The sequence below is a fragment of the Nonomuraea salmonea genome (genome assembly GCF_042428605.1).
GTDB lineage: Bacteria > Actinomycetota > Actinomycetes > Streptosporangiales > Streptosporangiaceae > Nonomuraea > Nonomuraea salmonea.
In genome coordinates this window covers 139,825-160,416 of record NZ_JBHMCF010000002.1, presented here as the reverse complement: position 1 = coordinate 160,416, position 20,592 = coordinate 139,825, and the positions used below count along the sequence as shown (strand labels likewise).

Here is a 20,592-nt window from a genome sequence, read left to right as displayed (position 1 = left end):
TCCTCCGGTGGTCACCAGGTGACGGGAACCTCGACGAAGCCGAGTTCGAGTGGGTTGTCGTGATGCCTGAGCTCGGCCACGTCCACCGCGAGCCGCAGGCCGGGGAAGCGCCCGATCAGCTGGGCGAACGCGGTCCGCAGCTCGAGCCTGGCCAGCGCCGCGCCCAGGCAGTAGTGGGGTCCCGCGCTGAAGGCGATCTGGTCCCGCGCGTCCCTGGTGACGTCCAGGCGCAGCGGGTCGGGGAACACGGACGCGTCGAAGTTGGCGGACTCCAGCACCGGCACCACGCCGGAGCCGGTCGGCACGGGGCACCCGCCGATCTCGATGTCGTCGGTGACGTAGCGCAGCATCGACAGCGAGTGGCCGGCCACCTGGAAGCGCAGCAGCTCCTCCACCGCGTCGGGGATGCGCTCGGGCTCGTCGCGCAGCAGGGCGAGCTGGTCGGGGTGCTGCATGAGGAGCACCGCCCCGCTGCCGATCTGCGCCGCGGTCGTCTCGTGCCCGGCCATCAGCAGCACCGTGCACCAGACGTGCAGCTCGTGCGTGCTCAGCCGCCCGTCCTGGTCGTCGTGCACGGAGATCAGCTCGCTGATCAGGTCGTCACCCGGGTCCGCCCGCTTGACCTCGATCAGCTCGCCGATGTACTGCCACGCCTCGCCCAGCCCGGTACGGAAGCGCTCCTGGTCGGCCACGGGGACGCCGAGCAGGCGGCAGATGACCCGCAGCGTCAGCGGCAGCGCGAACTCGGAGACCAGGTCCACCGGTGGTCTCCGCCACCGGCCGAGCAGCTCCGCCACCACCTCCTCGACGTAGGGGCCCAGTTTCTCGATCCGCGCCGGGGTGAACGCCTTCGTCATCAGGCGGCGCATGCGGGTGTGCTCGGGCGGATCCCGGTCGATCTTCGGGTTCTGGAACATCTTGGTCCTCGCCGCCGCCGTCATGCGCGGCGCGCCGGGGCGCTCCCTGTTACGGCTCAGGCGCCGGTCCGACAGCACCGCCCGCACGTCCTCGTAGCGCGTGACCAGATAGACCGGGTCGCCGCTCGGCATGACCGCCCGTACCACCGGCTCGTCCCGGAGCGTGGCGAGTTCCTCCGGCGGTCGTGCCCCGGGCGGCCAGTCGAACGGGAACTTGAGCGTCATCGGGCTCTCCTGCTCTGCGTGAGGTCGTCACCCAGAACGATGGGCGCGGCGGCTCAAGGCGCCCGCAAGCGGCGCTGGACTCTCGTCCTGGTCTCGCTCGGTGTTCGAGCGGGCGAGCAGAGCATGAGGCGGCACATCGTCCACCAGGTGGTGAGAGGAAACGGATATGACCAGCACGACAGGACCGTCTCCCGCGGCCAGGGTCCGCCGCCTGTCCAACTCGGTGCAGGACGCCGCGATCGTGCGGGCGGCGGCTGAGCTCGGACTCGCCGACGCGGTCGGCGACGGGCCCACGCCGGTGACCGAGATCGCCGCGCGGGTGTCCGCCGATCCGCCGACGCTGGCCCGCCTCCTGCGGGCGCTCACCGCGTACGGGATCTTCGAGCAGGTGACCCCGGACGTGTACGCGCACACCGAGATGTCACGCGCGATGCGCAGGGACCATCCTGGTGGCCTCATCCACACCCTGCTCACCCCGTCCGACTGGGGCTGGGCGATGTGGGGCAGGCTCGCGGAGTCGGTCAGGGCCGGCCGGTGCCTGTTCCCCGACGTCTTCGGCGCCGACTTCTTCGACTACCTGGGCGAGCACCCCGAGGCGCAGGCGCGGATGTTCCGCGGCATGACATCGTGGTCGGACCAGATGAATCCGGCGCTGGTGGGCGCGCTGCCGCTGGAGGGCGCCGGCACCGTCGCCGACATGGGCGCGGGCTCCGGGACGCTGCTGCGCGCGATCCTGGAGCACGCCCCGCACGTGTCGGGCGTCTGGTTCGACACCGAGGCCACGCTGGCCGTGGTGGAGGACGAGCTGCTGTCGGGCCCGCTGTCGGAGCGCTGCGCGCTGGTCACCGGCGACTACTTCCACGAGGTGCCCTTCAGCGCCGACCTGTACGTCTTCAAGCTCACCCTGCACATGTACGACGACGAGCCCTCCGAGCGCATCCTGCGCAACGTGGCGGCGTCGGCCAAGCCGGGGGCGCGCATCGTCATCGCCGACCCGCTGCTGCAGGACCCGCCGGAGAGCAAGTTCGTCCCGTCGATGGACCTGCACATGCTGCTGGTCATGGGCGGCAAGGAGCGCACCGAGCAGGACTACGCCGACCTGTTCAAGCGGGCCGGCCTGGAGTTCACCGGCATCACGCCGACGGGGACCGACTTGCATCTGACCGTGGGGCGGGTTCCCGGCTGACCCGCCGGGACCGCGCGTTCAGGCAGGAGGCGAGCGCCGCGAGCAGCACGCTCGCGGCGCACACCAGCAGCGTGAACCTGACCGCCGCGCCGAACGCGGTCCCGTAGGAGGTGCTCGCGAGGCCGGCGTCCAGCCTGGCCTGCAGCACCGTGCCCAGCACGGAGATCCCGAACAGCGTCCCGGTCTGGCGGATCGTGTTGAACACCCCGGAGGCGGCCCCCGCCAGGTCGGGGCGCACGTCCCGCATGGCGAGCGAGGTGATCGGGCCGAACGCCGCCGACTGCGACAGCCCGGCGATCGCGAGCGGCGCCACCAGCGCGTACCCGGCCACGCCGGGCCGGCTGAGCAGCGCGACGGCGGCCAGGGCGGCGGCGTAGACGAGCAGGCCGCCCAGCAGCACCCGCTCACCGCCGTACCGCTCGGTCAGGCGGGCCGTGACGGGGAAGCCGAACGTCATGCCCAGCGCCCACGGCGCCAGCGTGAGCCCGGCCTGCGCGGCCGGCATGCCGAGCACCGTCTGCAGGAAGAGCGTCATGGTCAGCGACAGCGTGATCACGCACATCGACACGATCGCCATGGACGCCGTCATCAGCGTGAACGTGCGGTCGGCGAACAACCGGGTCGGCACCAGCGGCTCCCGCGCGCGGTGCTGGTGGACGACGAACCCGGCGAGGAGCAGGAGGCCGAGCCCGATCACCATCGGCACGGTGACCGGCACGTCCGCCACCGACGCGACCGTGCCCCAGCCGTAGTGCCTGCCCTCCAGCAGGCCGAACGTGATCGCGCCGAGCCCCACGCCGGCCAGGGTCGCGCCCGCCGCGTTCAGCCGCCTGGCGGCCTGGCCGGTCACGGCGGGCGGGACGACGAGCAGGGTGAGCACCACGATGAGCACGCCGACCGGCAGGTTCATGGCGAAGATCGAGCGCCAGCCGGCCGTGGAGACCAGCAGGCCGCCGAGCGTCGGCCCCGCCACGCCGGCGAGGCCCGCGGTCACCCCCCACACCGCGCTCGCCCGCCCGCGCCGTTCCGGCGGGAAGACCAGCGTCATCATCGTCAGCGTCTGCGGGATGATCAGCGCGGCGCCGACGCCCTGGAGCAGGCGGGCGCCGATGAGCTGCCACGGCGTCTGGGCGAACCCGCACAAGGTCGAGGCGACGGTGAAGACCGCCATGCCCGTGAGGAACACGGTACGCGGCCCCGCCACGTCGCCCAGCCGGCCGGCGGTGACGGTCAGCACGGCCAGGGCCAGCACGTAACCGCCGACCACCCACAGCACCTCGCTGAGGCTCGCGCCGAGCCCCGCCTGGATCTCGGGGACGGCGATGCTGACCGAGGTGGAGTTGAGGATCGTGATGAAGTAGCCGAGGCAGGTGGTCGTCATGACCGCCCAGGGGTTGCCGCGCAGCGCGGCGAGCCTGCGGGTGCCCATGGCGCTCACGCGGCGAGGCCGGCGCGGTCCAGCGCCGTCGCCGCGGTGCGCAGGATCTCGACGCGTTCGGCGGTCGTGCCGCCGAAGGGCGAGATGAGCAGGGTGGTGATGCCGTGCTCGGCGTACGCGCGCATCCGCTCGGCGACCCGCTCGGGCGGGCCGAGCAGCGAGATGTGCTCCACCAGGCCGGCCGGCACCGCGGCGGCGGCCCCGCGCGGGTCGCCCGCGGCCATGCGCTCGTGCACGACGGCGCTCTCGCGGCCGTACCCCAGCCGCTCGAAGAGCGCGAGGTAGACGTTGCGGCTGCGGCCGCCCATGCCGAGGAAGTGCGACAGGTAGCCCTTGATCGGCGTGGCGGCCGTCTCGACGTCGGCGCCCAGCGCCATGGGGACGCCGCAGAGCACCTCGAACCCGGCGAGCTGCTTGCCCGCGCGGGCCCGGCCGGCGCGCAGGGCGTCGATGGTCTTCGGCAGCTCGCCCGGCGGCGAGAACGCGCCCAGCCAGCCGTCGGCGATCTCCCCGGCCAGTTCGAGTCCGCCCGGCGCGACGGCGGCGAGGTAGATGGGCACCCGGGCCGGTTCGCCGTACAGCCGCAGCGGCGCGGCCGTGCAGCCCTCGGGCGGGAGCCGGTAGTGGGCGCCCGCGTGGGTGACCGGCTCGCCGGTGAGGGCGCGGCGCACGATGTCCACGTACTCGCGGGTCCTGGCGAGCGGCCGCCGGAACGGCACGCCGTGCCAGCCCTCCGAGATGTCCGGGTTCGACACCCCGAGTCCCAGCCGGAACCGGCCGCCGGACAGGGCGTCGAGCGTGGAGGCGGTCAACGCGGTCATCGCCGGCGTGCGGCCGGGCACCTGGAAGACGCCGGAGGCCAGGCCGATGCGGGTGGTCGCGGTGGCCACGGCCCCCAGAACGGTCGCGCCGTCCGCGCGGAAACCCTCCGGGACGACCGCGAGGTCGAACCCGAGCCGTTCGGCCTCCCGCGCGACCTCCACCGCGTCGAGATAGGAGAGATTGACACCGAGCTTCATGCCTAGGCCGTCCCTTCTGTGAGGCCGCTCTATGAGGCCGCTCTATGAGGCCGCTCTATGAGGCCGCTCTATGAGGCCGCTCTATGAGGCCGCTTCGTGAGGCCGCCGGTACGGCGGGCCGCGCCTGCGCGCTCAGCGTCACAGGCCCGCCTCGAAGACCGAGCAGGTAACGGCGGAAGTGCGGTGGGGCGATCTCGGCCGAGGGCGGTTGGACCGCCGTTCGAGCACCCTGCCGGATAAAGGAGTGCCACGTCCGAAAGGAGCTCACATGAGAACGGGCCTGAACCGCCGCAGCCTGCTCAGCCGAGGCGGGAGCCTCGCCCCGCTGGTCGGGCTCGGCCTGCTCGCCGGCGCCACGCCCGCCGCCGCCGAGACCGGCGCCCAGGAGAGCAGGCTCCTCCCGCTGCTCGGCACCTGGGCGGTGGAGGTCACCTTCCCCAGTGTGAACCGGCCGCCGGAGGCCGGCCTGTTCGCGTTCGTCGCCGACGGCGTCCTGGTGGCGACCACGACGGGGGCGGGCCACCTCAGCCTGGGCTCGTGGCGGCTGGCCTCAGGCGGCTTCTCGTTCTCCTTCCGCCACTTCATGTACGCCGACGACGACGGCACCTGGACCGGCGAGGTGCGCATCGAGCAGACCGGCACGTTCACCTCCTCCTCCTGGCGGGCGACCGGCACCGGCACCGCCTTCGACACCGAGGGCAACCAGGTCGCCGTGGTCCAGAGCGCGACCACCGCCACCCGCTACTGACCCACTTCAGCCTGATTCGAGCCGCTGTCGACGTACGACCGCGACGCTGCACATCGGAGAGGAGCCAACATGGAACTCGGACTCGCGGGCAAGGTCGTCCTGGTCACCGGTGGCAGTGGATCCATCGGCGCCGCCATGGCGGAGGCTTTCGCCGCGGAGGGCGCCCACGTCGCGCTGACCTTCCGCGACAACGCGCAACGCGCCGAAGAGCTGGCCCGCGTCATCGGCGAGCGGGGCGGCCGGGCGATGGTCGTCAAGTACGACCTCGCCGACCCGGCCGCCATCCGCTCGTGCGTGAGCGCCGTGCTCGACGAGTGGGGCCGGCTCGACGTGCTCGTGCTGAGCGCGTCCGCGCAGGACGGCACCCGCACCGCGCCGGTGAACTTCGAGGACGTGCCGCCCGAGGAGTGGTCGCCGCTGCTCCGGGCGGACGTCGAGGGCTCCTTCCACACGGTGCAGGCCGTGCTGCCGGCCATGCGGCGCCAGGCATGGGGCCGCATCATCCTCATCTCGGCCAACATCGTCGCCCGCGGCGCGCCCGGGGACGAGGCGTTCGTGTCGAGCAAGATGGCGCTGCACGGCCTGGGCCGCACGCTGGCCACCGAGCTGGCACCCGACGGGATCCTCGTCAACGTGGTCGCCCCGGGGGCCACGGTGAGCAGGGGCTTCCTGCGCCGCTTCCCCGAGGAGAAGCAGGCGAGGTTCGCCGAGCTGGACGACGTACAGATCAAGCGCATGCTCAACCAGGACCGTCCCGTCGGCAAGGTGTCGACACCCGCGGACGTCGCCAACACCGTGCTGTTCCTGGCGTCCGAGGCCAACGGGAACGTCAGCGGTCAGGTGATCCACGTGGCCGGGGGCCATTGAGCCGCCCGGCCGTTCAGGACACGGAGCAGGAGAGAAGATGACCACAGCACCGCCCGCCTTTCCCCAGGCGCGCGTCTGCCCCCACCTTCCACCCCCGGCGTACGCGGAGCTGCGCGGGGGACCGGCGCTGCGCCGGGTGACGACCCACGCCGGGCAGCTCGCGTGGCTGGTGACCCGCTACGACCAGGCCCGTACGCTGCTCAAGGACCCGAGGCTGTCGTCCGACCGCAGGCGTCCAGGCTTCCCCGTCATCTCGGTGCAGGTCCAGCTGCTGACCGAGCGCAAGCGCCAGGCGCTGATCGGGATGGACCCGCCGGAGCACGACGAGCAGCGGCGGATGTTCCTGCCGGACTTCACGCTGAAGAAGGTGCGCGAGCGGCGCGCCGACATCGAGCGCATCGTGCACGAGTCACTCGACGACATGCTGGAGCACGGCCCGCCGGCCGACCTCTACCAGGAGTTCGCCCTGCCCGTGCCCTTCCGGGTGATCTGCCGGCTGCTCGGCGCCCCCTGGGAGGACCGCGACTTCTTCCAGGACGCCATCCGCCGGCTGGTGCGCACGTTCGACACCGCCGAGGGCCGCCAGGCGGGCGCCGAGCTGCTCGCCTACTTCGAGCACCTGGTCACCGAGTACAAGAAGACCCCCGACGGCGCCGGGCTCATCGGGCGGCTGGCCGGCACCGGCAGGATCGGCGATGACGACCTCGCGCTCGCGGCCATGTCGCTGCTCATCGCCGGCCACGAGACCACTGCGGCGATGATCTCGCTGGGCGCGGTCACGCTGATGGAGAACCCCGACCAGCTCGCCGCCATCCGCGCGAACCCCGAGGCGATCACGCCGGCCGTGGAGGAGCTGCTGCGCTTCCAGTCGATCGCCGACAGCGCGAACCTGCGGGTCGCCACCGCCGACATCGAGATCGACGACGTGGTGATCAAGGCGGGGGAGGGCGTGCTGATCCCCGGCTCGCTCGCCAACAGGGACGCCGGCGTCTTCACCGACCCCGACGTCTTCGACCCGAGCCGCGACGCGGGCGGGCACATCGCCTTCGGCTACGGCAGGCACCAGTGCCTCGGCCAGAACCTCGCGAGGCTGGAGCTGCAGATCGCGCTGACCGCGCTGTGGCAGCGCATCCCCACCCTGCGCATGACGGTGCCCGCCGAGGAGCTGGCCCCCCGCCCGCCCGGCGCGATCCAGGGCATCGACGCGCTGCCGGTGACGTGGTGAGAGGGGGAGCGGCATGAGCGTCGTGGGTGACCAGCGGGTGTGCGTCGGCGCGGGCATGTGCGCGCTGACCGCGCCGGGCGTCTTCGACCAGGACGAGAACGGCCTGGTGGTGGTGCTCACGGAGACGCCCTCAGGACAGGCCATGGACCAGGCGTTGCGCGCGGAGCGGCTGTGCCCGTCGGGAGCGGTGCGGGTCGGCACGCTCTCTCGTCCAACGGAATGAGGATCGGATGCGCATTCTCCTGCTTGGCGGTACGGAGTTCGTCGGCCGCGCCGTGGCCGAGGCGGCGCTGGCCAGAGACTGGGACGTGACCGTGTTCCACCGGGGGCGGCACGCGCCGCCGCCCGGCGTGCGGGCCCTGGAGGGCGACCGCAACCTGCCCGACGGCATGCGGGCACTCGCGGACGGCGAGTGGGACGCGGCGGTCGACACGTGGTCGGGCCCTCCCCGGGTGGTCCGCGACACGTTGCGGCTGCTGGACGGCCGGATCGGCCACTACACCTACGTCTCCAGCCGCGGCATCTACGACTTCCCCGTGCCCGCGCCGCTCACCGAGGAGCGGCCGGTGGTGGCCGGCTCGCCGGACGGCGAGGAGATCGGCTACCGCGACGCGAAGGCGGGCGGGGAGGTGGCCGCGGAGCGGGCGCTCGGCGAGCGCGCCCTGCGGGTGCGGCCCGGCCTGATCTTCGGGCCCCGCGAGAACTCGGGGCGGGTGCCGTGGTGGCTGCGGCGCGCCGCCCGGGGCGGGGTCCAGCTCGCGCCGGGGCCGCGTACCTCGTCGCTGCAGTACATCGACGCCCGCGACCTGGCCGCCTTCGTCCTGGACGCGGCGGGCCGCGGCCTGCACGGCGCCTACAACCTCGTGTGCCCGCTGGACCACGCCACGATGGAGGCGTTCGTCACCGCCTGCGTCGAGGTCACCGGCGCCGGCGCCGAGCTGCGCTGGGTCGACCCCGAGCCGATCCTGGCGGCGGGGATCCGGCCCTGGGTCGATCTGCCGGGCTGGCTGCCGCCCGGCGACATGTACGAGCTGCTGCACAGGACCGACGTGTCCAAGGCGGTGGCGGCCGGGCTGCGCTGCCGTCCTGTCGAGGAGACCGTGGCCGACACCTGGGCCTGGTTGCGTGACGTGGGCGGCGACGTGCCGGAGAGCTCCCAGAGCGCTTATCGCGCGGACCACGTCCCGGCCGACCTGGACCCGGACCTGGAGGCGAAACTCCTGGCCGGCTGAGCCAGGGGCAGGAGCGTCCGGCTCGGCGCGGGCCGGAGACGAGGCGGCCGCCGGCGGTACATCCGCCGGCGGCCGCTTCATGCCGGGCCCCGATCAGTCGCCCGCACGTGCGTCGAGCAGCCGGATCGTGCCCGTCGGGCAGCGCCTGGCCGCCTCGCGGACGAGGTCGGCGAGCGCGGCCGGCGGCTCCGGGTCGCGTACCACGACCACGGTCTCGTCGTCGTGGCCGAACACCTGCGGCACGGCCGCCACGCACAGGCCGCTGCCGCAGCACGTGTCACGATCCACCGTCACGCGCATGCTCACCACTCCACCGGAATCCTCAGCAGCCCGCCGATCAGCGTCCCCTCACTGCGTCCCAGCTCGGCCGCGGGCACGGCGAGCCGCAGGCCGGGGAAGCGGCGCAGCAGCGTGTCCAGCACGATCTGCAGCTCCAGCCGGGCCAGCGAGGCGCCGATGCAGAAGTGCGGCCCCACGCTGAACGTCAGGTGGTAGTTGGACGGCCGCGCCACGTCGAACTCGTGCGGGCAGCAGAACACGCTCTCGTCCCAGTTCGCCGACTCGACCGCCGGGATGACGCTCGTGCCCTTCGGCACCGTCACCCCGCCCACCTCGATGTCGTCGGTGACGTAGCGGAGCATCGACAGCGAGCCGTTGAGCAGCTTGAAGCGCAGCACCTCCTCCACCGCCGACGGCACCAGCGACAGATCCGCGCGCAGCTTGGCGAGCTGGTCGGGGTGGGCCAGCACCTTCGCCACCATGTAGCCGATCTGGCTGGCCGTGGTCTCGTAGCCGACCAGCAGGAGCAGCCGGCACCACCAGTGCAGCTCGTACTCGCTCAGGCGGGTGTCGTCGTCCTCGTGGACCTGCGTCAGCGCGCTGATCAGGTCGTCACGGGGGTTCGCCCGCCGCTTCTCGATCAGCGCCCCCATGTACGCGCTGATCTCGCGCATCGCCGCGCCGATCTCGGGCCCCGAGTACTTGCCGGTGGACAGGAACCGGTCCGTCCAGCCGCGGAAGCGGTCCTGGTCCTCGGCGGGCACGCCCAGCAGGTCGCAGATGACCCGGATGGACAGCGGGAACGCGACGGCCTCCGACACGTCGGCCGGGCACGGCCCGTTCTCCATCTTGGTCACCAGCTCGTCCACGATCTCCTGCACCTTGGGGCGCAGGTTCTCCACCATCGTGGCGGTGAACGCCTTCATCACCAGCCGCCTGACCCTGGTGTGCTCAGGCGGGTCGGGGTCCATCCGCTCGTCCTGGAACATCTTGTTGTTCGAGGTCATGCGGGCCGCGTCGGGGCGGTTGAGATTGCGGCTGACCCGGTGGTCGGTCAGCACGGACCGCACGTCCTCGTACCGCGTGACCAGCACCGCCCGGTCGCCGCTCGGCAGCACCACGGGGAGCACGGGACGCTCGCGCAGGTCCGTCAGCTCGGCGGGCACGTCGAGAGGGGAAGGGCGCGGGAACGGGTACGGGACCGGCTGTTCGCTGCTCATCTGGTCACCTTTCTGATCAGGCGGCTCACACCGGCCGCGCCTCGACGATGCTGTGGGGCGGCTCCGTCGGGTGGATGTCGACGACCTCGAAGCCCGACTCCTCCACGAGCCGCGTCCAGTCGGCGACGGTCCGCTCCCGGCCGCCGTTGGTGACCGCCATCGAGATGTCCATCAGCTTGATGTAGTGGGGGTCGTTGCCCTCCGGGACGACGCCGTCCACGATCAGCACGCGGGCGTCGGCGTCGTCGCCGATCGCCTGCCTGATCCTGCCCAGCACCTTGCTGCACTCGGCGTCCGCCCAGTCGTGCATGACGGCCTTCAGCGTGTACGCGTTCGCGCCCGACGGCACCTCGTCGAAGAAGCTGCCGCTGACCAGCTCGACCCGGTCGGCGACGCCCTGCGCGGCGAGCACCGGCGGCGCCGTCGCGATGGCGGTCTCGATGTCGAACAGGATGCCCCGCGAGTCCGGGTAGCGGCGCAGGATGGCCGACAGGAACCGGCCCTGGCCGCCGCCGATGTCGGCGATGGTGGCGAAGCGCCCGAAGTCGAAGGAGTCGGCGATCTTGGGCGCGCGGCTCTCGTTCAGCTCCGACATGGCCTTGTGGAACGCGGCGGCGAACTCGGGAGCCTCCTGCTCCAGGTACTCGAAGAAGTTCTTGCCCTCCCGCAGCTTGCGGCCGTTGGGCTCGCCGGTGCGCACGGTGTCGTAGGCGTAGCCCCAGCAGTTCCACACGGTGGTCTCGCCGTAGAAGTAGGCGAGGTACCTGAGCGAGCCCGGCACGTCGCTGCGCAGGTACTGCGCCTTCGGCGTCAGCTCGAAACGCCCGTCGCCGCGCTCGGCGAACACGCCGACGGACGCGGCGGCGCGCAGGAACCGGTGCAGCGTGGGCGCGTGGCTGCCGGTCCGCGCGGCCAGGTCTTCGACGCCGCACGGGCCGTCGGCGAGCAGGTCGGCGACGCCGAGGCGGGCGAGCACGTTCAACGTGCCCGCCACCCATTTGCCGGCCAGCATCATGAGCAGTTCCTGCTGCTCCTCGCCGGGACCCTGCGCCGGTACGCGGTCGGTCGAGGTCGTGGTCATCCCGATTCCTCCTTCTGGGTGACAGGTCGTTTCCGCCGCCTTCGGGCCGGTCAGGGGCCTGCCATGCCCGGCAGGCTGCCACCGGCGGCTCAAGGGCGGATCAAACCGGCATGGAGCGCGTGCCGGGCGTTCCGGCCGAGCGGTTCGCGAGGGCGTTTCGAGCCTCGCCGCGCATCCTGGGGACCCACGTTCGCGATCTCCCCGAGGAGTTGCCATGCCGTACACGGCGATCACTTATGACATCAAGGGCGGACACGAGGACGAGGTCGCCGAGGTGTTCGCGAACTTCCGGCGGCCGTCGGGGAACGTCGTCCCCGGGGCCGACGGCGGCCAGGCCGGCCGCATCCTCGCCACCGCGGTGTTCATCAGGGACAGCATGCTGGTGCGGTTCATCGAGTACGAGGGCGACCTCGACGCGGTGATCAGGTTCATGGCCAGCCAGCCGGGCGTGGCCGAGGTCGAGCGCAAGCTCGCCCCCTACCTGAACAAGCCGCGCGACACCGGCACGGTCGAGGGCTTCACCAAGACCTTCAACGCCAGCCGGCTGCGCTGCATCACCCAGTTCGCGGTGCCCAGGAACCCGGAGCCCTCAGCCTCTGCGGCAGACCAGTAGCGTGTCGAAGTCGCCGAGCGGCCGGTGCTCCAGCGCGGTGAAACCGGCCGCCGCGGCGTGCTGCCTGACCTCCTCGACCGGATACTCCGAGCCGCCCTCGGTGACCAGCATCATGTCGAGGCTGATCACCAGGTTCTCGATCAGGGCGGGGCCCTCGTCGAGCATGCGGTCGTAGATCACCAGCGCGCCGCCCGGCTTGACCGCCGCGCCGGCCTTCTCCACCAGGAAGCGGCGGCTCTCCTCGTCGTAGTCGTGCAGCACGTGCCCCAGGACCACGACGTCGGCGCGGGGCAGCGGGTCCTTGAAGAAGTCGCCGCCGTGGAAGCTCATCCGCTCGGTCAGCCCGAGTCCTGCCATGTGCTCGTCGAAGAACGGCTCCATCTGCGGCAGGTCGAACACGGTGCCGGTCAGGTCGGGGTGCGCCTTGGTGATCTGGCCGGCCAGGTTGCCCCGGCAGCCGCCGACGTCGAGCAGCGTCGCGTGGCCGGAGAAGTCGAACGCCTCGATGAGCTGCGGCCCGAGCACCTGGGTCAGCGCGTCCATCATGTGGATGAACCGGCCCAGGATCTTCGGGTCGCGCAGGACGTCCTGGAAGTCGCCCTTCGCCTGCGGCTCGCCGGTGCGCAGGGCCTCGGACAGCTTGCCCCAGGCCGGGTAGAGGTTGTCGTTGGTCCTGCGCATGAACCCGCCGATGTACGTCGGCTGCTCGCGCACCAGATACTGGTCCGCGCCGGCGGCGTTGCGGAAGCCGTCGCCCTGGCGTTCCAGCAGGCCGAGCGCGGTCAGCAGGTGCAGGAAGTCGCGCAGGCCGCGGCCGTGCAGCCCGAGCCGCTCACGCAGCTCCTCCTCGGTGGCCGGGTTGTCGTGCAGGACGGTGAACAGGTCCAGCTCCACCGCGGTGAGCAGGGCCTTGGCCTCGCAGAAGGCGTTGCACAGCCGGATGAGCCCGGTAGGGGTGGTGACGTCCGGAGCGATGCCCGTCATACGTGACTTCCTTTCTCGCAGCCCTGGCCGACGGTCGTGCCGGGTCGCTCGCGACGCTTCCATCGCGAGGTGGAGACCGGCTCGAAGCCGGTTGGAGCGCGACGGCGGCGCCGCCCGGCCTCGACCGGGAATCGAGGGGCGGACCAGCCGGTGCCTGCACGATGGGCCGAGCCGTACGTCGCAGCGAGAGGAATGGTCTGGTGGATCAAGGGCTACGCGGCAAGCGCGTGCTGGTGACCGGTGGGACCAGGGGCATCGGTCGTGCCACGGTCCTCGCCTTCGCGCAGGCCGGCGCACACGTTCTGGCATGTCATCACACCGAGGGCGAGGACGCCGACACCCTCGCCAGGGAGCTGAAGGAGCTCGGCGACCGCAGCCGGGTGGTGCGGGCCGACGTGACCGACTCCGCGGACGCCCGCCGGCTGGCCGGCACCGTGGACTCCGAGTTCGGCGGGCTCGACGTCCTGGTCAACAACGTCGGCGTGGACGGCGCGGCCCCGTTCGCCAAGATCTCGGGCGAGGAGTGGCAGCGGCTGCTCGACCACAACGTGACCTCCGCCTACCTCGTCACGCAGTCGATGCTGCACCTGCTGGCCGACGGCGCCTCGGTGATCAACATCGGCGCGTCGGCGGCGCTGCGCGGGCGGATGAACGGCGTGCACTACTCCGCCTCGAAGGCGGCGCTCATCGGGTTCACCCGGGGGCTGTGCAAGGAGCTGGGCGCCCGCGGCATCAGGGTCAACCTGGTCGCGCCTGGCCTCACCGAGACCGAGCCGGGTGCGGGGCTGCCGCCGCAGGTCGTCGAGCGGATCGTGTCGATCACGGCGCTCGGGCGGCTCTGCCGGCCGCACGACGTGGCCGGCGCGGTGCTGTTCCTGGCGGGCGACACCTCCCGCTACATCAGCGGCGTGACCCTGAACGTGGACGGCGGGATCTGAGCGGCGGGCGGGAGACCCATGGACATCGGAGTCGGCGCGCCGAGCACCGTTCCCGGCACGGACGGCAGGGAGCTGGCCGAGTTCGCCCGCCGGGCCGACCGGCTCGGCTTCAGCACGCTGGCCGTGCTCGACCGGCTGGTCTACGACAGCTACGACACCGTGGTGACGCTGGCCGCCGCCGCGGCCGTGACCGAGCGCATCACGCTGGCGCCCACGATCCTGCTGGCCGCGTACCGGCCGAGTGCGACGCTGCTGGCCAAGCAGCTGGCGAGCGTGGACCGGCTGTCCGGCGGCCGGCTGGTCGTCGGCGTCGCGGCGGGCGGCAGGGAGGACGACTTCACCGCGACCGGCGTGCCGTACGGCGGGCGCGGGCGCCGCCTCGACGCGGTGCTGGAGGAGATGGAGCGGGTGTGGTCGGGGGAGGTCCCCGGCGTCGGCCCGCGCCCGCGGCGCGGGCGGATCCCGCTCTGGGTCGGCGGCAACTCGGCCGCGTCGATGGCGCGCGCCGCGAGGTACGGCATCGGCTGGATCTCCGGCAGCACCCCGCTGCACCGGTACGCCGAGGTCGCCGCCGCCGTACGCAAGAGCTGGGCCGACGCGGGCCGCACCGACCAGCCCCGGCTGGGCGCGCTGGCCTACGTCGCGCCCGGTGCGGACCGCAGGCAGGCCGGCGCCCGCTACCTGCTCGACTACTACGCCTACACCGGCCAGAAGGCCCGCTTCCTGGCCGAGAACGTGATCACCGACGACACCCGGCTGCGCGAGACGATCGACGGCTACGCCGCCGCCGGATGCGACGAGCTCATGCTGATCCCCTGTACGTCCGATGCCGGCCAGCTCGACCTGATCGCCAAAGTGGCCTTCGGCTGAGCCCGCGCCGACGATCCAGAAGGAGGACGCCATGCCGTACGCGGCCATCACCTACCGGGTCAAACCGGGTTACGAGGACGAGATCGCCGAGATCTTCGCCGGCTTCCAGCGGGTGGACACCCCGGTGTTCACCGGCGACGACGGCGCCGCGGCGGGCCGGTTGCTCGGCACCGCGGTCTTCATCAAGGACGACGTGATGGTGCGGATCATCCACTACGAGGGCGAGTTCGCCGCCATCGCCCGCCACATGGCCGGGCAGCGCGGGGTGCACCTGATCGAGGAGCAGCTCGCCCCCTATCTCCAGGAGCAGCGGGACACCGGCGACGAGGCCGGGTTCGGCCGGTACTTCCGCGACTCCGTCATGCGCTGCATCTCGCAGCTGTCCGTCGAGACCCACCCCGCGCAGCGATGAGCGAGCGGCCGACGTCGATCGCGGTGCTCGGGCTGGGCGGCATGGGCGCGGGCATGGCGCGGGCCCTCATCGCCGCGGGCGCGCGCGTCACCGCGTACAACCGGAGTCCTGACAAGGCCGTGCCGTTGCGCGAGGCGGGGGCCGCGATCGCGGCCACCCCGGCCGAGGCGGTGGCCGGCGCCGAGGTCGTGCTGCTCAGCCTCGCCGACGAGGCGGCCGTGGAGCAGGTGCTGTTCGGCGCGCTGGACGGGCGGCTGCCGCCCGGCGCGGTCGTCGTGGACACCTCGACGGTCACCCCGGCCTTCGCCGTGGAGGCCGAGGCGCGGCTGGCGAAGGCGGGGGTGCGGCGGGTCGAGGCGTGCGTGCTCGGCAACCCGGCGATGGCCGCGAAGGGCGAGCTGCGGGTCTTCGCCGCCGGTGCGGACGCGGCGGTGGCCGACGTGCGCCACGTGCTGGAGGCCATCGGGCAGGACGTCCGCGTGCTCGGGCCGACCGGGAACGCGAGCGCGCTGAAGCTGGCGTTCAACCTGATGCTGGGCGTGCAGATCATCGGGCTCGCGGAGGCGGTGACGTTCGTCGAGGCCATGGGCGTCGATCGGGGCGTGCTGCTGGACGTCTTCGAGCGCAGCGGCTGGCGCTCGCCGGTGCTGTCGTTCCGTGCGCAGTTCATGCGCGGGCGGACGTACCGGCCGGCGGCCTTCCGCGCCACGCTCATGCACAAGGACCTCCGGCTGGCGATCCAGGAGGCGCAGGCGCACGGGGCTGAGCTGCCGGTGACGGGGAGCGCCCTCGACCGCTACGCCGCCGTCCTGGAGGCCGGCCGCGGCGACGACGACGCCGCCACGGTCGCCGAACCGACACCCCGCGCCGAGCCGGCGACGGACGGCGGAGGTCAAGGGCCGTGATCACGGATCTGCTGGCCGTGGCGGCGCTGGTGGGCAGCGGGGTCGTGGCCGGGGTGCTGTTCGCGGTCGCGCTGAGCGTGCTGCCCGCGCTCCTCGCCATGCCGGCCGACCGCTACGTCTACACCCACCAGCTCGTGGGCCGCCGGTGGGACCCGACCATGCCGATCATCGTGCTGACGTCGATGGTCCTCGACATCGTGCTCGCGGTGCTGACCAGGGCCGAGCCGGCCGCGCTGTTCGCCACGGCGGCCGTCCTGCTGCTCGGGGTGTCGGTGGTCTCGCACTTCTGCAACGTCCCGATCAACCGGGTGGTCAAGGCCCTCGACCCGGACGAGGTGCCGCCCGACTGGCGCGACCCCCGCCCGCTGTGGCGGCGCTGGCACCTGCTGCGCACCGCGCTCGCCCTGCTGGGCGTGACGGTGAACGCCGTCGCCGTGGTGCTCGCCTGACCGCGTCGGGCACCGCGCCGCAAAGCCGGATGAGAAGTCAGAAAGCGCCGGAACATGGCGCTGCCGACCGAATGGAGAAACTGCAATGAGCGCCTTCGACATGGACGAACTGAAGGACATCCTGCGCAAGATGGGCGGCGTCGACGAAGCGGACCTCGACGGCGACATCGCCGACACGGAGTTCGCCTTCCTCGGCTACGACTCGCTGGCCCTGCTGGAGCTGTGCAGCCAGGTGGAGCGCCGCTACGGCGTCCAGATCAGCGACGAGGCCGTGCTGGACATGCCGACCCCGGCCAAGGCGGTCGACTACGTCAACTCGCTGCTGACGGCGAAGGCGGGTGCGTGACATGGCGGGGCACACCGACAACGAGATCATCATCAACGCTCCCATGCAGCTCGTCTGGGACATGACCAACGACATCGAGTCGTGGACCGAGCTGTTCAGCGAGTACTCAGAGGCCAAGATCCTCTCGGACCGTGACGGCACGATCCTGTTCCGGCTCGCGCTGCACCCCGACGAGAACGGCAAGGTGTGGAGCTGGGTGTCGGCCAGGCGCCCCGACGAGGCCACGAAGACCGTCCGCTCGCAGCGGGTGGAGACCGGGCCGTTCAAGTACATGTGGATCTACTGGGAGTACCTGCAGGAGGACGGCGGCGTGCGCATGCGCTGGGTGCAGGACTTCGAGATGAAGGCGGAGGCGCCGGTCGACGACGCGACGATGCAGGCGCGGCTCAACCGCAACACCCCCGTGCAGATGGCACTGATCAAGCAGAAGGTGGAGGCCGCCGCGGCCGCCCGCTGAGCGGTGCGGACGCGAGGGCCGGTGGCAGGCTGACCGTTTGGAGGAGCTCGTGCTGGAGATCGTCGTCCCGCTCGTCCTGCTGGCCAACGGGCTGGCCGCCGGGGTGCTGCTCGGCACCCAGATGGGCGGCTGGCCGCTGCTGGACAGCCTGCCACCCGACCGCTACGTGCACGCGCACGCCTTCTTCTCGACCAGGTTCGACCCGTTCATGCCCGCCTGCCTGCTGCTCACCACCGTCGGCGACCTCGCGCTCGCCCTGCTGGTGGACGGCCCGGTGGCGCGGGTGCTGTACCTGGTGGCGGCCGCGCTCTGCCTCGGCACGATCGCGATCTCGGTGACGAAGAACGTGCCGGTGAACCGGTGGGTACGCACCCTCGACCCCGACCACCTGCCCGACGACTTCGCGCAGCGCGACCCCCGGCGGCAGTGGGGCTCGTGGAACCGGGTGCGCACCGCCCTGTCCACCCTCGCCCTGATCGTCAACTGCGCCCTCGTCGGCCTGACCCTGTGACTCCCGCGACGTCACCCCCATGACGCCAAAGGCCGGCTCCCGTGCGAGAGGAGCCGGTCCTTGACGTGTCCTGTCGACGTCACATCCGCCGTTCACTCGGCTTTGGCGGCCTCCAGCACCGGCACGCTCGCCGCCCGGCGCGCGGGCAGCGCCGAGGTGAGCAGCGTCGCCACCGCCGCGCCCGCCACGAGCGCCAGGAACAGCCACCACGGCGGCGCCGGGCGCAGGAACGAGCTGCCGCTGGTGACGTACAGGAGCCCCAGGGTCCCGATGCCGATCACCAGGCCGAGCAGCGTGCCCAGTACGACCACGGTGGCCGCCTCCCAGCGGACGATCCCGCGTACCTGCCGCACGGTCGCGCCGACGGCACGCAGCAGCCCGAACTCGCGGGTGCGCTCGACCACGCTCATCGAGACCGTGGTCGCCATGCCGAACAGGGCCAGCAGCAGCGCCATGCCGACGAAGCTGTACGTCGAGCGCAGCGCCCTGGTCTGCGACTGCGATGCGGCGTCCACGTAGGCGTCCCTGTCGAGCACCCGCACCCCCGGCACCCCGGACAGGGCGCTCTCCAGCGCCTGCGCGGAGCCGCCGCGGACGAGCACCGCCAGCGTGGCCGCGTTGGTGTCGAGCCGGTCCATCGTCGCCGGGGCCACGAGTGCCTGGTCGGCGAACAGGTGGGACGGGTCGTGGTAGGAGCCGGCGATCTTGAGCGTGACCCGGCCCTGGAGGCCGCGTACCACGATGTCCTGGCCGCGCCGCAGCCCCCGCTCCTTCATCACGGTCGAGGCCAGCGCGATCTCCCCGTCGCGCAGGACGGGCGGCCTGCCGCCCAGCCGCAGGACCTCGCGCAGGCCGCTCTGCTCGGCACCGCTGACCAGGAAGCGGTACGGCTCGGCGCCGCCGGGCGACACCAGCGTGACCTCGCTCTGGGTCAGCAGCGCGCTCGCCGACACGCCGGGCGCGTTCGCGACCTTGGCCGCGACGTCGCGGGCCAGCGGCGCGGGCGCGCCCTCCGCGGTCCGCGCGGTCGAGGCGATCGCGTGTTCGGCGACCATCACCTGCCGCCCCGCCTCGATGAACCGGTCCTGCACCGACATCGTCACCAGCACCAGCGAGGCGACCAGCGCGACGCCGAGCATCAGCGACGAGGCCGCCGAGGAGACCCGGCGCGGGCTGCGCGTGATCGTGGCCCGCGCGAGCCGCCCGGTCTCCCCGCTGACCATGGTCCCGACCCGCCCCACCAGACCCCCGAGCGGCCCGACGAAGAACGGGGTGAGCACGGCCAGCCCTGTCACGCCCAGCATCGACGCGAAGAGCACCATCAGCGTGATCGCGAACGTGCGGTCCGAGCCAGGCGTGTCGCTGATCCGGACCGCCACGGCGACTCCGCAGAACAGGAGGGCGCCGGCGAAGAGCCCGCCCGCGAGCAGCAGCCGGGGCCAGCGGCGTTCGACCGGCTCGGCGACGGTGCTGCGCAGCGCCTCGATGGGCGAGACCGCCCCGGCGCGGCGGGCCGCCCGCCAGGCGGCGGCCTGGGTGACGAGGATCCCGGCGGCGGCGGGCACGAGCAGCGCGGCGACGCCGAACTGCGGGTCGGACGCGGAGACGTCGAAGCCGTCTTTGGCGAACAGCCAGATGATCAGCTCGGCCAGCGGGAAGCCGGCGGCCACGCCGCCCACCGCCGCGACCGTGCCCAGCACCAGCGCCTCCAGCCGGATGAGCCGGCCGATCTGGCGGGGCGTGGCGCCGATCGCGCCGAGCAGCGCGAGCCGCCTGGTGCGCTGCCTGACGAGGGTGCCGAAGGTGTTGGCCACCACGAACAGGCCGACGAAGATCGCCACGGAGGCGAGCATGCCGACGACGCCGGCGATCGAGGCGCCCTCGCCCGCCGCCGCCGCGGTCTGCGCGGCCCGTACGGACGCGGCGGTGCGTACGGTGGCCGTGTCGCCCAGCTCGCGGGAGACCTCGTCGCGCAGCCGGTCGGCGGACACGCCGGGAGCGGCCTTCAGCCAGACGCCCTGCCAGCTGCCCGGCGGCAGCATCGCGGCCTGCCGCACGGTCTCGGGCGGCGCCAGCACGAGGTCGCCCGCCGCCACCGCGCCGCGGTCCTGGACGCTGACGATGCCGGAGATCCGCACCTGGCGGGTCTCGCGCGGCAGCGTCAGCGTCAGCGGGTCGCCGACGCCCAGCTCGCCGGCGCGGGCCAGGTGCCGGATGACCACCACCTCGCCGTCGGCGGCCGGCGCGCGGCCCGCCTCCAGCCGGTACGGGCTCAGCCGCGCATCGGCCACCCAGGGACGCAGCAGCGTACGGCCCTCGGCCGCCGCCATGATCGCCTGCCCGTCGGCGCGGGTGGCCGTCACCGCGACCGTGGCGTCACCGGCCGCCGCGGCCACCCCGGGCCGGGAGGCGAGCCGGTCGAGCTGGATCCGGCCGTCCGGCGGCGCGAACGGGTCGGCGGGATCGACCGTGCCGCCCTGCACGAGCACGTCGGCGTTGGCGTACTCGCTGGCGTCGCTGCCGGCCACCGCCTCCTGCGCGCGCAGCGCGAACTGCGTCGAGCCCGCGATGAGCGCGATCGAGCCCAGTGCCGCCAGCAGCGTGGCGGTGAGCCGCACCCAGCCCTCGGCGAACGTGCGGCGCGCGATCAGCCACAACGGGTTGCCCATG

General features: G+C 72.7%; 23 protein-coding genes. 15 read left to right on the top strand and 8 right to left on the bottom strand.

The annotated features are described in order from the left end of the window. Positions 1-11: 11 nt before the first annotated feature. Positions 12-1,142, bottom strand: a complete 1,131-nt coding sequence (locus ACFFR3_RS00760) for a cytochrome P450 (RefSeq protein WP_345388430.1) — start codon at positions 1,140-1,142, stop codon at positions 12-14. Positions 1,143-1,308: 166 nt separating this feature from the next. Here ACFFR3_RS00760 and ACFFR3_RS00755 point away from each other — a divergent pair, with 166 nt between their 5' ends. Then, positions 1,309-2,328 carry a methyltransferase gene (locus ACFFR3_RS00755; RefSeq protein ID WP_345388428.1) on the top strand — a complete coding sequence of 340 codons (1,020 nt, stop codon included), beginning with the start codon at positions 1,309-1,311 and terminating at the stop codon, positions 2,326-2,328. On the opposite strand, the gene ACFFR3_RS00750 is transcribed toward ACFFR3_RS00755, so the two are convergent. Together ACFFR3_RS00750 and ACFFR3_RS00745 are read right to left on the bottom strand one after the other, a co-directional pair. Beyond that, the gene (locus ACFFR3_RS00750) at positions 2,276-3,757 is read right to left on the bottom strand and encodes a DHA2 family efflux MFS transporter permease subunit (RefSeq protein WP_364371201.1); all 1,482 of its coding nucleotides are present in this window, start codon (positions 3,755-3,757) and stop codon (positions 2,276-2,278) included. The two genes, ACFFR3_RS00755 and ACFFR3_RS00750, sit on opposite strands and share 53 nt — an antisense overlap. 5 nt (positions 3,758-3,762) lie before the next feature. After that, positions 3,763-4,785 (bottom strand): LLM class flavin-dependent oxidoreductase, encoded by a 1,023-nt coding sequence (locus ACFFR3_RS00745; RefSeq protein WP_379482424.1) that lies wholly within the window; start codon positions 4,783-4,785, stop codon positions 3,763-3,765. 268 nt (positions 4,786-5,053) lie between these two features. On the opposite strand from ACFFR3_RS00745, the gene ACFFR3_RS00740 reads away from it, so the two are divergent. From ACFFR3_RS00740 to ACFFR3_RS00720, 5 genes are all read left to right on the top strand, one after another. Beyond that, positions 5,054-5,533 (top strand): hypothetical protein, encoded by a 480-nt coding sequence (locus ACFFR3_RS00740; RefSeq protein ID WP_345388425.1) that lies wholly within the window; start codon positions 5,054-5,056, stop codon positions 5,531-5,533. A gap of 69 nt (positions 5,534-5,602) precedes the next feature. Further along, positions 5,603-6,400, top strand: coding sequence for an SDR family NAD(P)-dependent oxidoreductase (locus ACFFR3_RS00735; RefSeq protein WP_364370938.1), 798 nt, complete (start codon positions 5,603-5,605; stop codon positions 6,398-6,400). A 37-nt stretch (positions 6,401-6,437) separates the two neighbouring features. After that, on the top strand, positions 6,438-7,625 hold the full coding sequence (locus ACFFR3_RS00730; RefSeq protein ID WP_364370941.1) for a cytochrome P450: 1,188 nt from the start codon (positions 6,438-6,440) through the stop codon (positions 7,623-7,625). A gap of 13 nt (positions 7,626-7,638) precedes the next feature. Then, positions 7,639-7,848 (top strand): ferredoxin, encoded by a 210-nt coding sequence (locus ACFFR3_RS00725; protein ID WP_345388421.1) that lies wholly within the window; start codon positions 7,639-7,641, stop codon positions 7,846-7,848. Positions 7,849-7,855: 7 nt separating this feature from the next. Then, positions 7,856-8,857 carry an NAD-dependent epimerase/dehydratase family protein gene (locus ACFFR3_RS00720; RefSeq protein WP_345388419.1) on the top strand — a complete coding sequence of 334 codons (1,002 nt, stop codon included), beginning with the start codon at positions 7,856-7,858 and terminating at the stop codon, positions 8,855-8,857. Positions 8,858-8,950: 93 nt separating this feature from the next. Here the strand turns inward: ACFFR3_RS00720 and ACFFR3_RS00715 are convergent, their stop codons facing one another. Genes ACFFR3_RS00715 through ACFFR3_RS00705 form a run of 3 tightly spaced genes read right to left on the bottom strand, consistent with a single transcriptional unit; the run spans position 8,951 to position 11,437 of the window. Beyond that, complete coding sequence (locus ACFFR3_RS00715; RefSeq protein WP_345388417.1) at positions 8,951-9,157, bottom strand: ferredoxin; 207 nt, start codon at positions 9,155-9,157, stop codon at positions 8,951-8,953. A gap of 2 nt (positions 9,158-9,159) precedes the next feature. After that, positions 9,160-10,356, bottom strand: coding sequence for a cytochrome P450 (locus ACFFR3_RS00710; RefSeq protein WP_379482423.1), 1,197 nt, complete (start codon positions 10,354-10,356; stop codon positions 9,160-9,162). Positions 10,357-10,381: 25 nt separating this feature from the next. Beyond that, positions 10,382-11,437, bottom strand: coding sequence for a methyltransferase (locus ACFFR3_RS00705; RefSeq protein ID WP_364370953.1), 1,056 nt, complete (start codon positions 11,435-11,437; stop codon positions 10,382-10,384). 214 nt (positions 11,438-11,651) lie between these two features. Here ACFFR3_RS00705 and ACFFR3_RS00700 point away from each other — a divergent pair, with 214 nt between their 5' ends. Continuing rightward, positions 11,652-12,050, top strand: a complete 399-nt coding sequence (locus ACFFR3_RS00700; RefSeq protein ID WP_345388411.1) for a SchA/CurD-like domain-containing protein — start codon at positions 11,652-11,654, stop codon at positions 12,048-12,050. Here ACFFR3_RS00700 and ACFFR3_RS00695 read toward each other — a convergent pair. Next, positions 12,027-13,034, bottom strand: coding sequence for a methyltransferase (locus ACFFR3_RS00695; protein ID WP_345388409.1), 1,008 nt, complete (start codon positions 13,032-13,034; stop codon positions 12,027-12,029). The genes ACFFR3_RS00700 and ACFFR3_RS00695 overlap by 24 nt on opposite strands. A gap of 200 nt (positions 13,035-13,234) precedes the next feature. On the opposite strand from ACFFR3_RS00695, the gene ACFFR3_RS00690 reads away from it, so the two are divergent. The 8 genes from ACFFR3_RS00690 to ACFFR3_RS00655 all read left to right on the top strand — a co-directional run bounded on the left by ACFFR3_RS00690 (position 13,235) and on the right by ACFFR3_RS00655 (position 17,922). Beyond that, positions 13,235-13,972 carry an SDR family NAD(P)-dependent oxidoreductase gene (locus ACFFR3_RS00690; protein ID WP_364370958.1) on the top strand — a complete coding sequence of 246 codons (738 nt, stop codon included), beginning with the start codon at positions 13,235-13,237 and terminating at the stop codon, positions 13,970-13,972. 18 nt (positions 13,973-13,990) lie between these two features. Then, positions 13,991-14,842: an LLM class flavin-dependent oxidoreductase gene (locus ACFFR3_RS00685; RefSeq protein ID WP_379482422.1), complete on the top strand. Its 852-nt coding sequence runs from the start codon at positions 13,991-13,993 to the stop codon at positions 14,840-14,842. Between the two features lie 31 nt (positions 14,843-14,873). Continuing rightward, entirely contained in the window at positions 14,874-15,254 is a 381-nt protein-coding gene (locus ACFFR3_RS00680; RefSeq protein ID WP_345388407.1) for a SchA/CurD-like domain-containing protein, read from the top strand. Then, a complete protein-coding gene (locus ACFFR3_RS00675) occupies positions 15,251-16,159 on the top strand; it encodes an NAD(P)-dependent oxidoreductase (RefSeq protein ID WP_345388405.1) in 909 nt (302 codons plus the stop codon). Before ACFFR3_RS00680 ends, ACFFR3_RS00675 begins: the two co-directional genes overlap by 4 nt. After that, positions 16,156-16,608 (top strand): anthrone oxygenase family protein, encoded by a 453-nt coding sequence (locus ACFFR3_RS00670; protein ID WP_345388403.1) that lies wholly within the window; start codon positions 16,156-16,158, stop codon positions 16,606-16,608. Before ACFFR3_RS00675 ends, ACFFR3_RS00670 begins: the two co-directional genes overlap by 4 nt. 85 nt (positions 16,609-16,693) lie before the next feature. After that, the gene (locus ACFFR3_RS00665; RefSeq protein ID WP_345388401.1) at positions 16,694-16,954 is read left to right on the top strand and encodes an acyl carrier protein; all 261 of its coding nucleotides are present in this window, start codon (positions 16,694-16,696) and stop codon (positions 16,952-16,954) included. Position 16,955: 1 nt separating this feature from the next. After that, the gene (locus ACFFR3_RS00660; protein WP_364370968.1) at positions 16,956-17,411 is read left to right on the top strand and encodes an SRPBCC family protein; all 456 of its coding nucleotides are present in this window, start codon (positions 16,956-16,958) and stop codon (positions 17,409-17,411) included. Positions 17,412-17,448: 37 nt separating this feature from the next. Then, positions 17,449-17,922 (top strand): anthrone oxygenase family protein, encoded by a 474-nt coding sequence (locus ACFFR3_RS00655; RefSeq protein WP_364370971.1) that lies wholly within the window; start codon positions 17,449-17,451, stop codon positions 17,920-17,922. Positions 17,923-18,014: 92 nt separating this feature from the next. Here the strand turns inward: ACFFR3_RS00655 and ACFFR3_RS00650 are convergent, their stop codons facing one another. Continuing rightward, a complete protein-coding gene (locus tag ACFFR3_RS00650; protein ID WP_345388395.1) occupies positions 18,015-20,591 on the bottom strand; it encodes an FtsX-like permease family protein in 2,577 nt (858 codons plus the stop codon). Between the last annotated feature and the right edge of the window lies 1 nt (position 20,592).

What these genes read in the sequence shown, in the direction of transcription:
- ACFFR3_RS00695 (WP_345388409.1), bottom strand. Translation starts at nt 13,034, where the DNA reads ATGACGGGCATCGCTCCGGACGTCACCACCCCTACCGGGCTCATCCGG.
- ACFFR3_RS00660 (WP_364370968.1), top strand. Translation starts at nt 16,956, where the DNA reads ATGGCGGGGCACACCGACAACGAGATCATCATCAACGCTCCCATGCAG.
- ACFFR3_RS00740 (WP_345388425.1), top strand. Translation starts at nt 5,054, where the DNA reads ATGAGAACGGGCCTGAACCGCCGCAGCCTGCTCAGCCGAGGCGGGAGC.
- ACFFR3_RS00705 (WP_364370953.1), bottom strand. Translation starts at nt 11,437, where the DNA reads ATGACCACGACCTCGACCGACCGCGTACCGGCGCAGGGTCCCGGCGAG.
- ACFFR3_RS00710 (WP_379482423.1), bottom strand. Translation starts at nt 10,356, where the DNA reads ATGAGCAGCGAACAGCCGGTCCCGTACCCGTTCCCGCGCCCTTCCCCT.
- ACFFR3_RS00745 (WP_379482424.1), bottom strand. Translation starts at nt 4,785, where the DNA reads ATGAAGCTCGGTGTCAATCTCTCCTATCTCGACGCGGTGGAGGTCGCG.
- ACFFR3_RS00665 (WP_345388401.1), top strand. Translation starts at nt 16,694, where the DNA reads ATGAGCGCCTTCGACATGGACGAACTGAAGGACATCCTGCGCAAGATG.
- ACFFR3_RS00675 (WP_345388405.1), top strand. Translation starts at nt 15,251, where the DNA reads ATGAGCGAGCGGCCGACGTCGATCGCGGTGCTCGGGCTGGGCGGCATG.
- ACFFR3_RS00755 (WP_345388428.1), top strand. Translation starts at nt 1,309, where the DNA reads ATGACCAGCACGACAGGACCGTCTCCCGCGGCCAGGGTCCGCCGCCTG.
- ACFFR3_RS00720 (WP_345388419.1), top strand. Translation starts at nt 7,856, where the DNA reads ATGCGCATTCTCCTGCTTGGCGGTACGGAGTTCGTCGGCCGCGCCGTG.
- ACFFR3_RS00715 (WP_345388417.1), bottom strand. Translation starts at nt 9,157, where the DNA reads ATGCGCGTGACGGTGGATCGTGACACGTGCTGCGGCAGCGGCCTGTGC.
- ACFFR3_RS00725 (WP_345388421.1), top strand. Translation starts at nt 7,639, where the DNA reads ATGAGCGTCGTGGGTGACCAGCGGGTGTGCGTCGGCGCGGGCATGTGC.
- ACFFR3_RS00700 (WP_345388411.1), top strand. Translation starts at nt 11,652, where the DNA reads ATGCCGTACACGGCGATCACTTATGACATCAAGGGCGGACACGAGGAC.
- ACFFR3_RS00650 (WP_345388395.1), bottom strand. Translation starts at nt 20,591, where the DNA reads ATGGGCAACCCGTTGTGGCTGATCGCGCGCCGCACGTTCGCCGAGGGC.
- ACFFR3_RS00760 (WP_345388430.1), bottom strand. Translation starts at nt 1,142, where the DNA reads ATGACGCTCAAGTTCCCGTTCGACTGGCCGCCCGGGGCACGACCGCCG.
- ACFFR3_RS00735 (WP_364370938.1), top strand. Translation starts at nt 5,603, where the DNA reads ATGGAACTCGGACTCGCGGGCAAGGTCGTCCTGGTCACCGGTGGCAGT.
- ACFFR3_RS00685 (WP_379482422.1), top strand. Translation starts at nt 13,991, where the DNA reads ATGGACATCGGAGTCGGCGCGCCGAGCACCGTTCCCGGCACGGACGGC.
- ACFFR3_RS00680 (WP_345388407.1), top strand. Translation starts at nt 14,874, where the DNA reads ATGCCGTACGCGGCCATCACCTACCGGGTCAAACCGGGTTACGAGGAC.
- ACFFR3_RS00750 (WP_364371201.1), bottom strand. Translation starts at nt 3,757, where the DNA reads ATGGGCACCCGCAGGCTCGCCGCGCTGCGCGGCAACCCCTGGGCGGTC.
- ACFFR3_RS00730 (WP_364370941.1), top strand. Translation starts at nt 6,438, where the DNA reads ATGACCACAGCACCGCCCGCCTTTCCCCAGGCGCGCGTCTGCCCCCAC.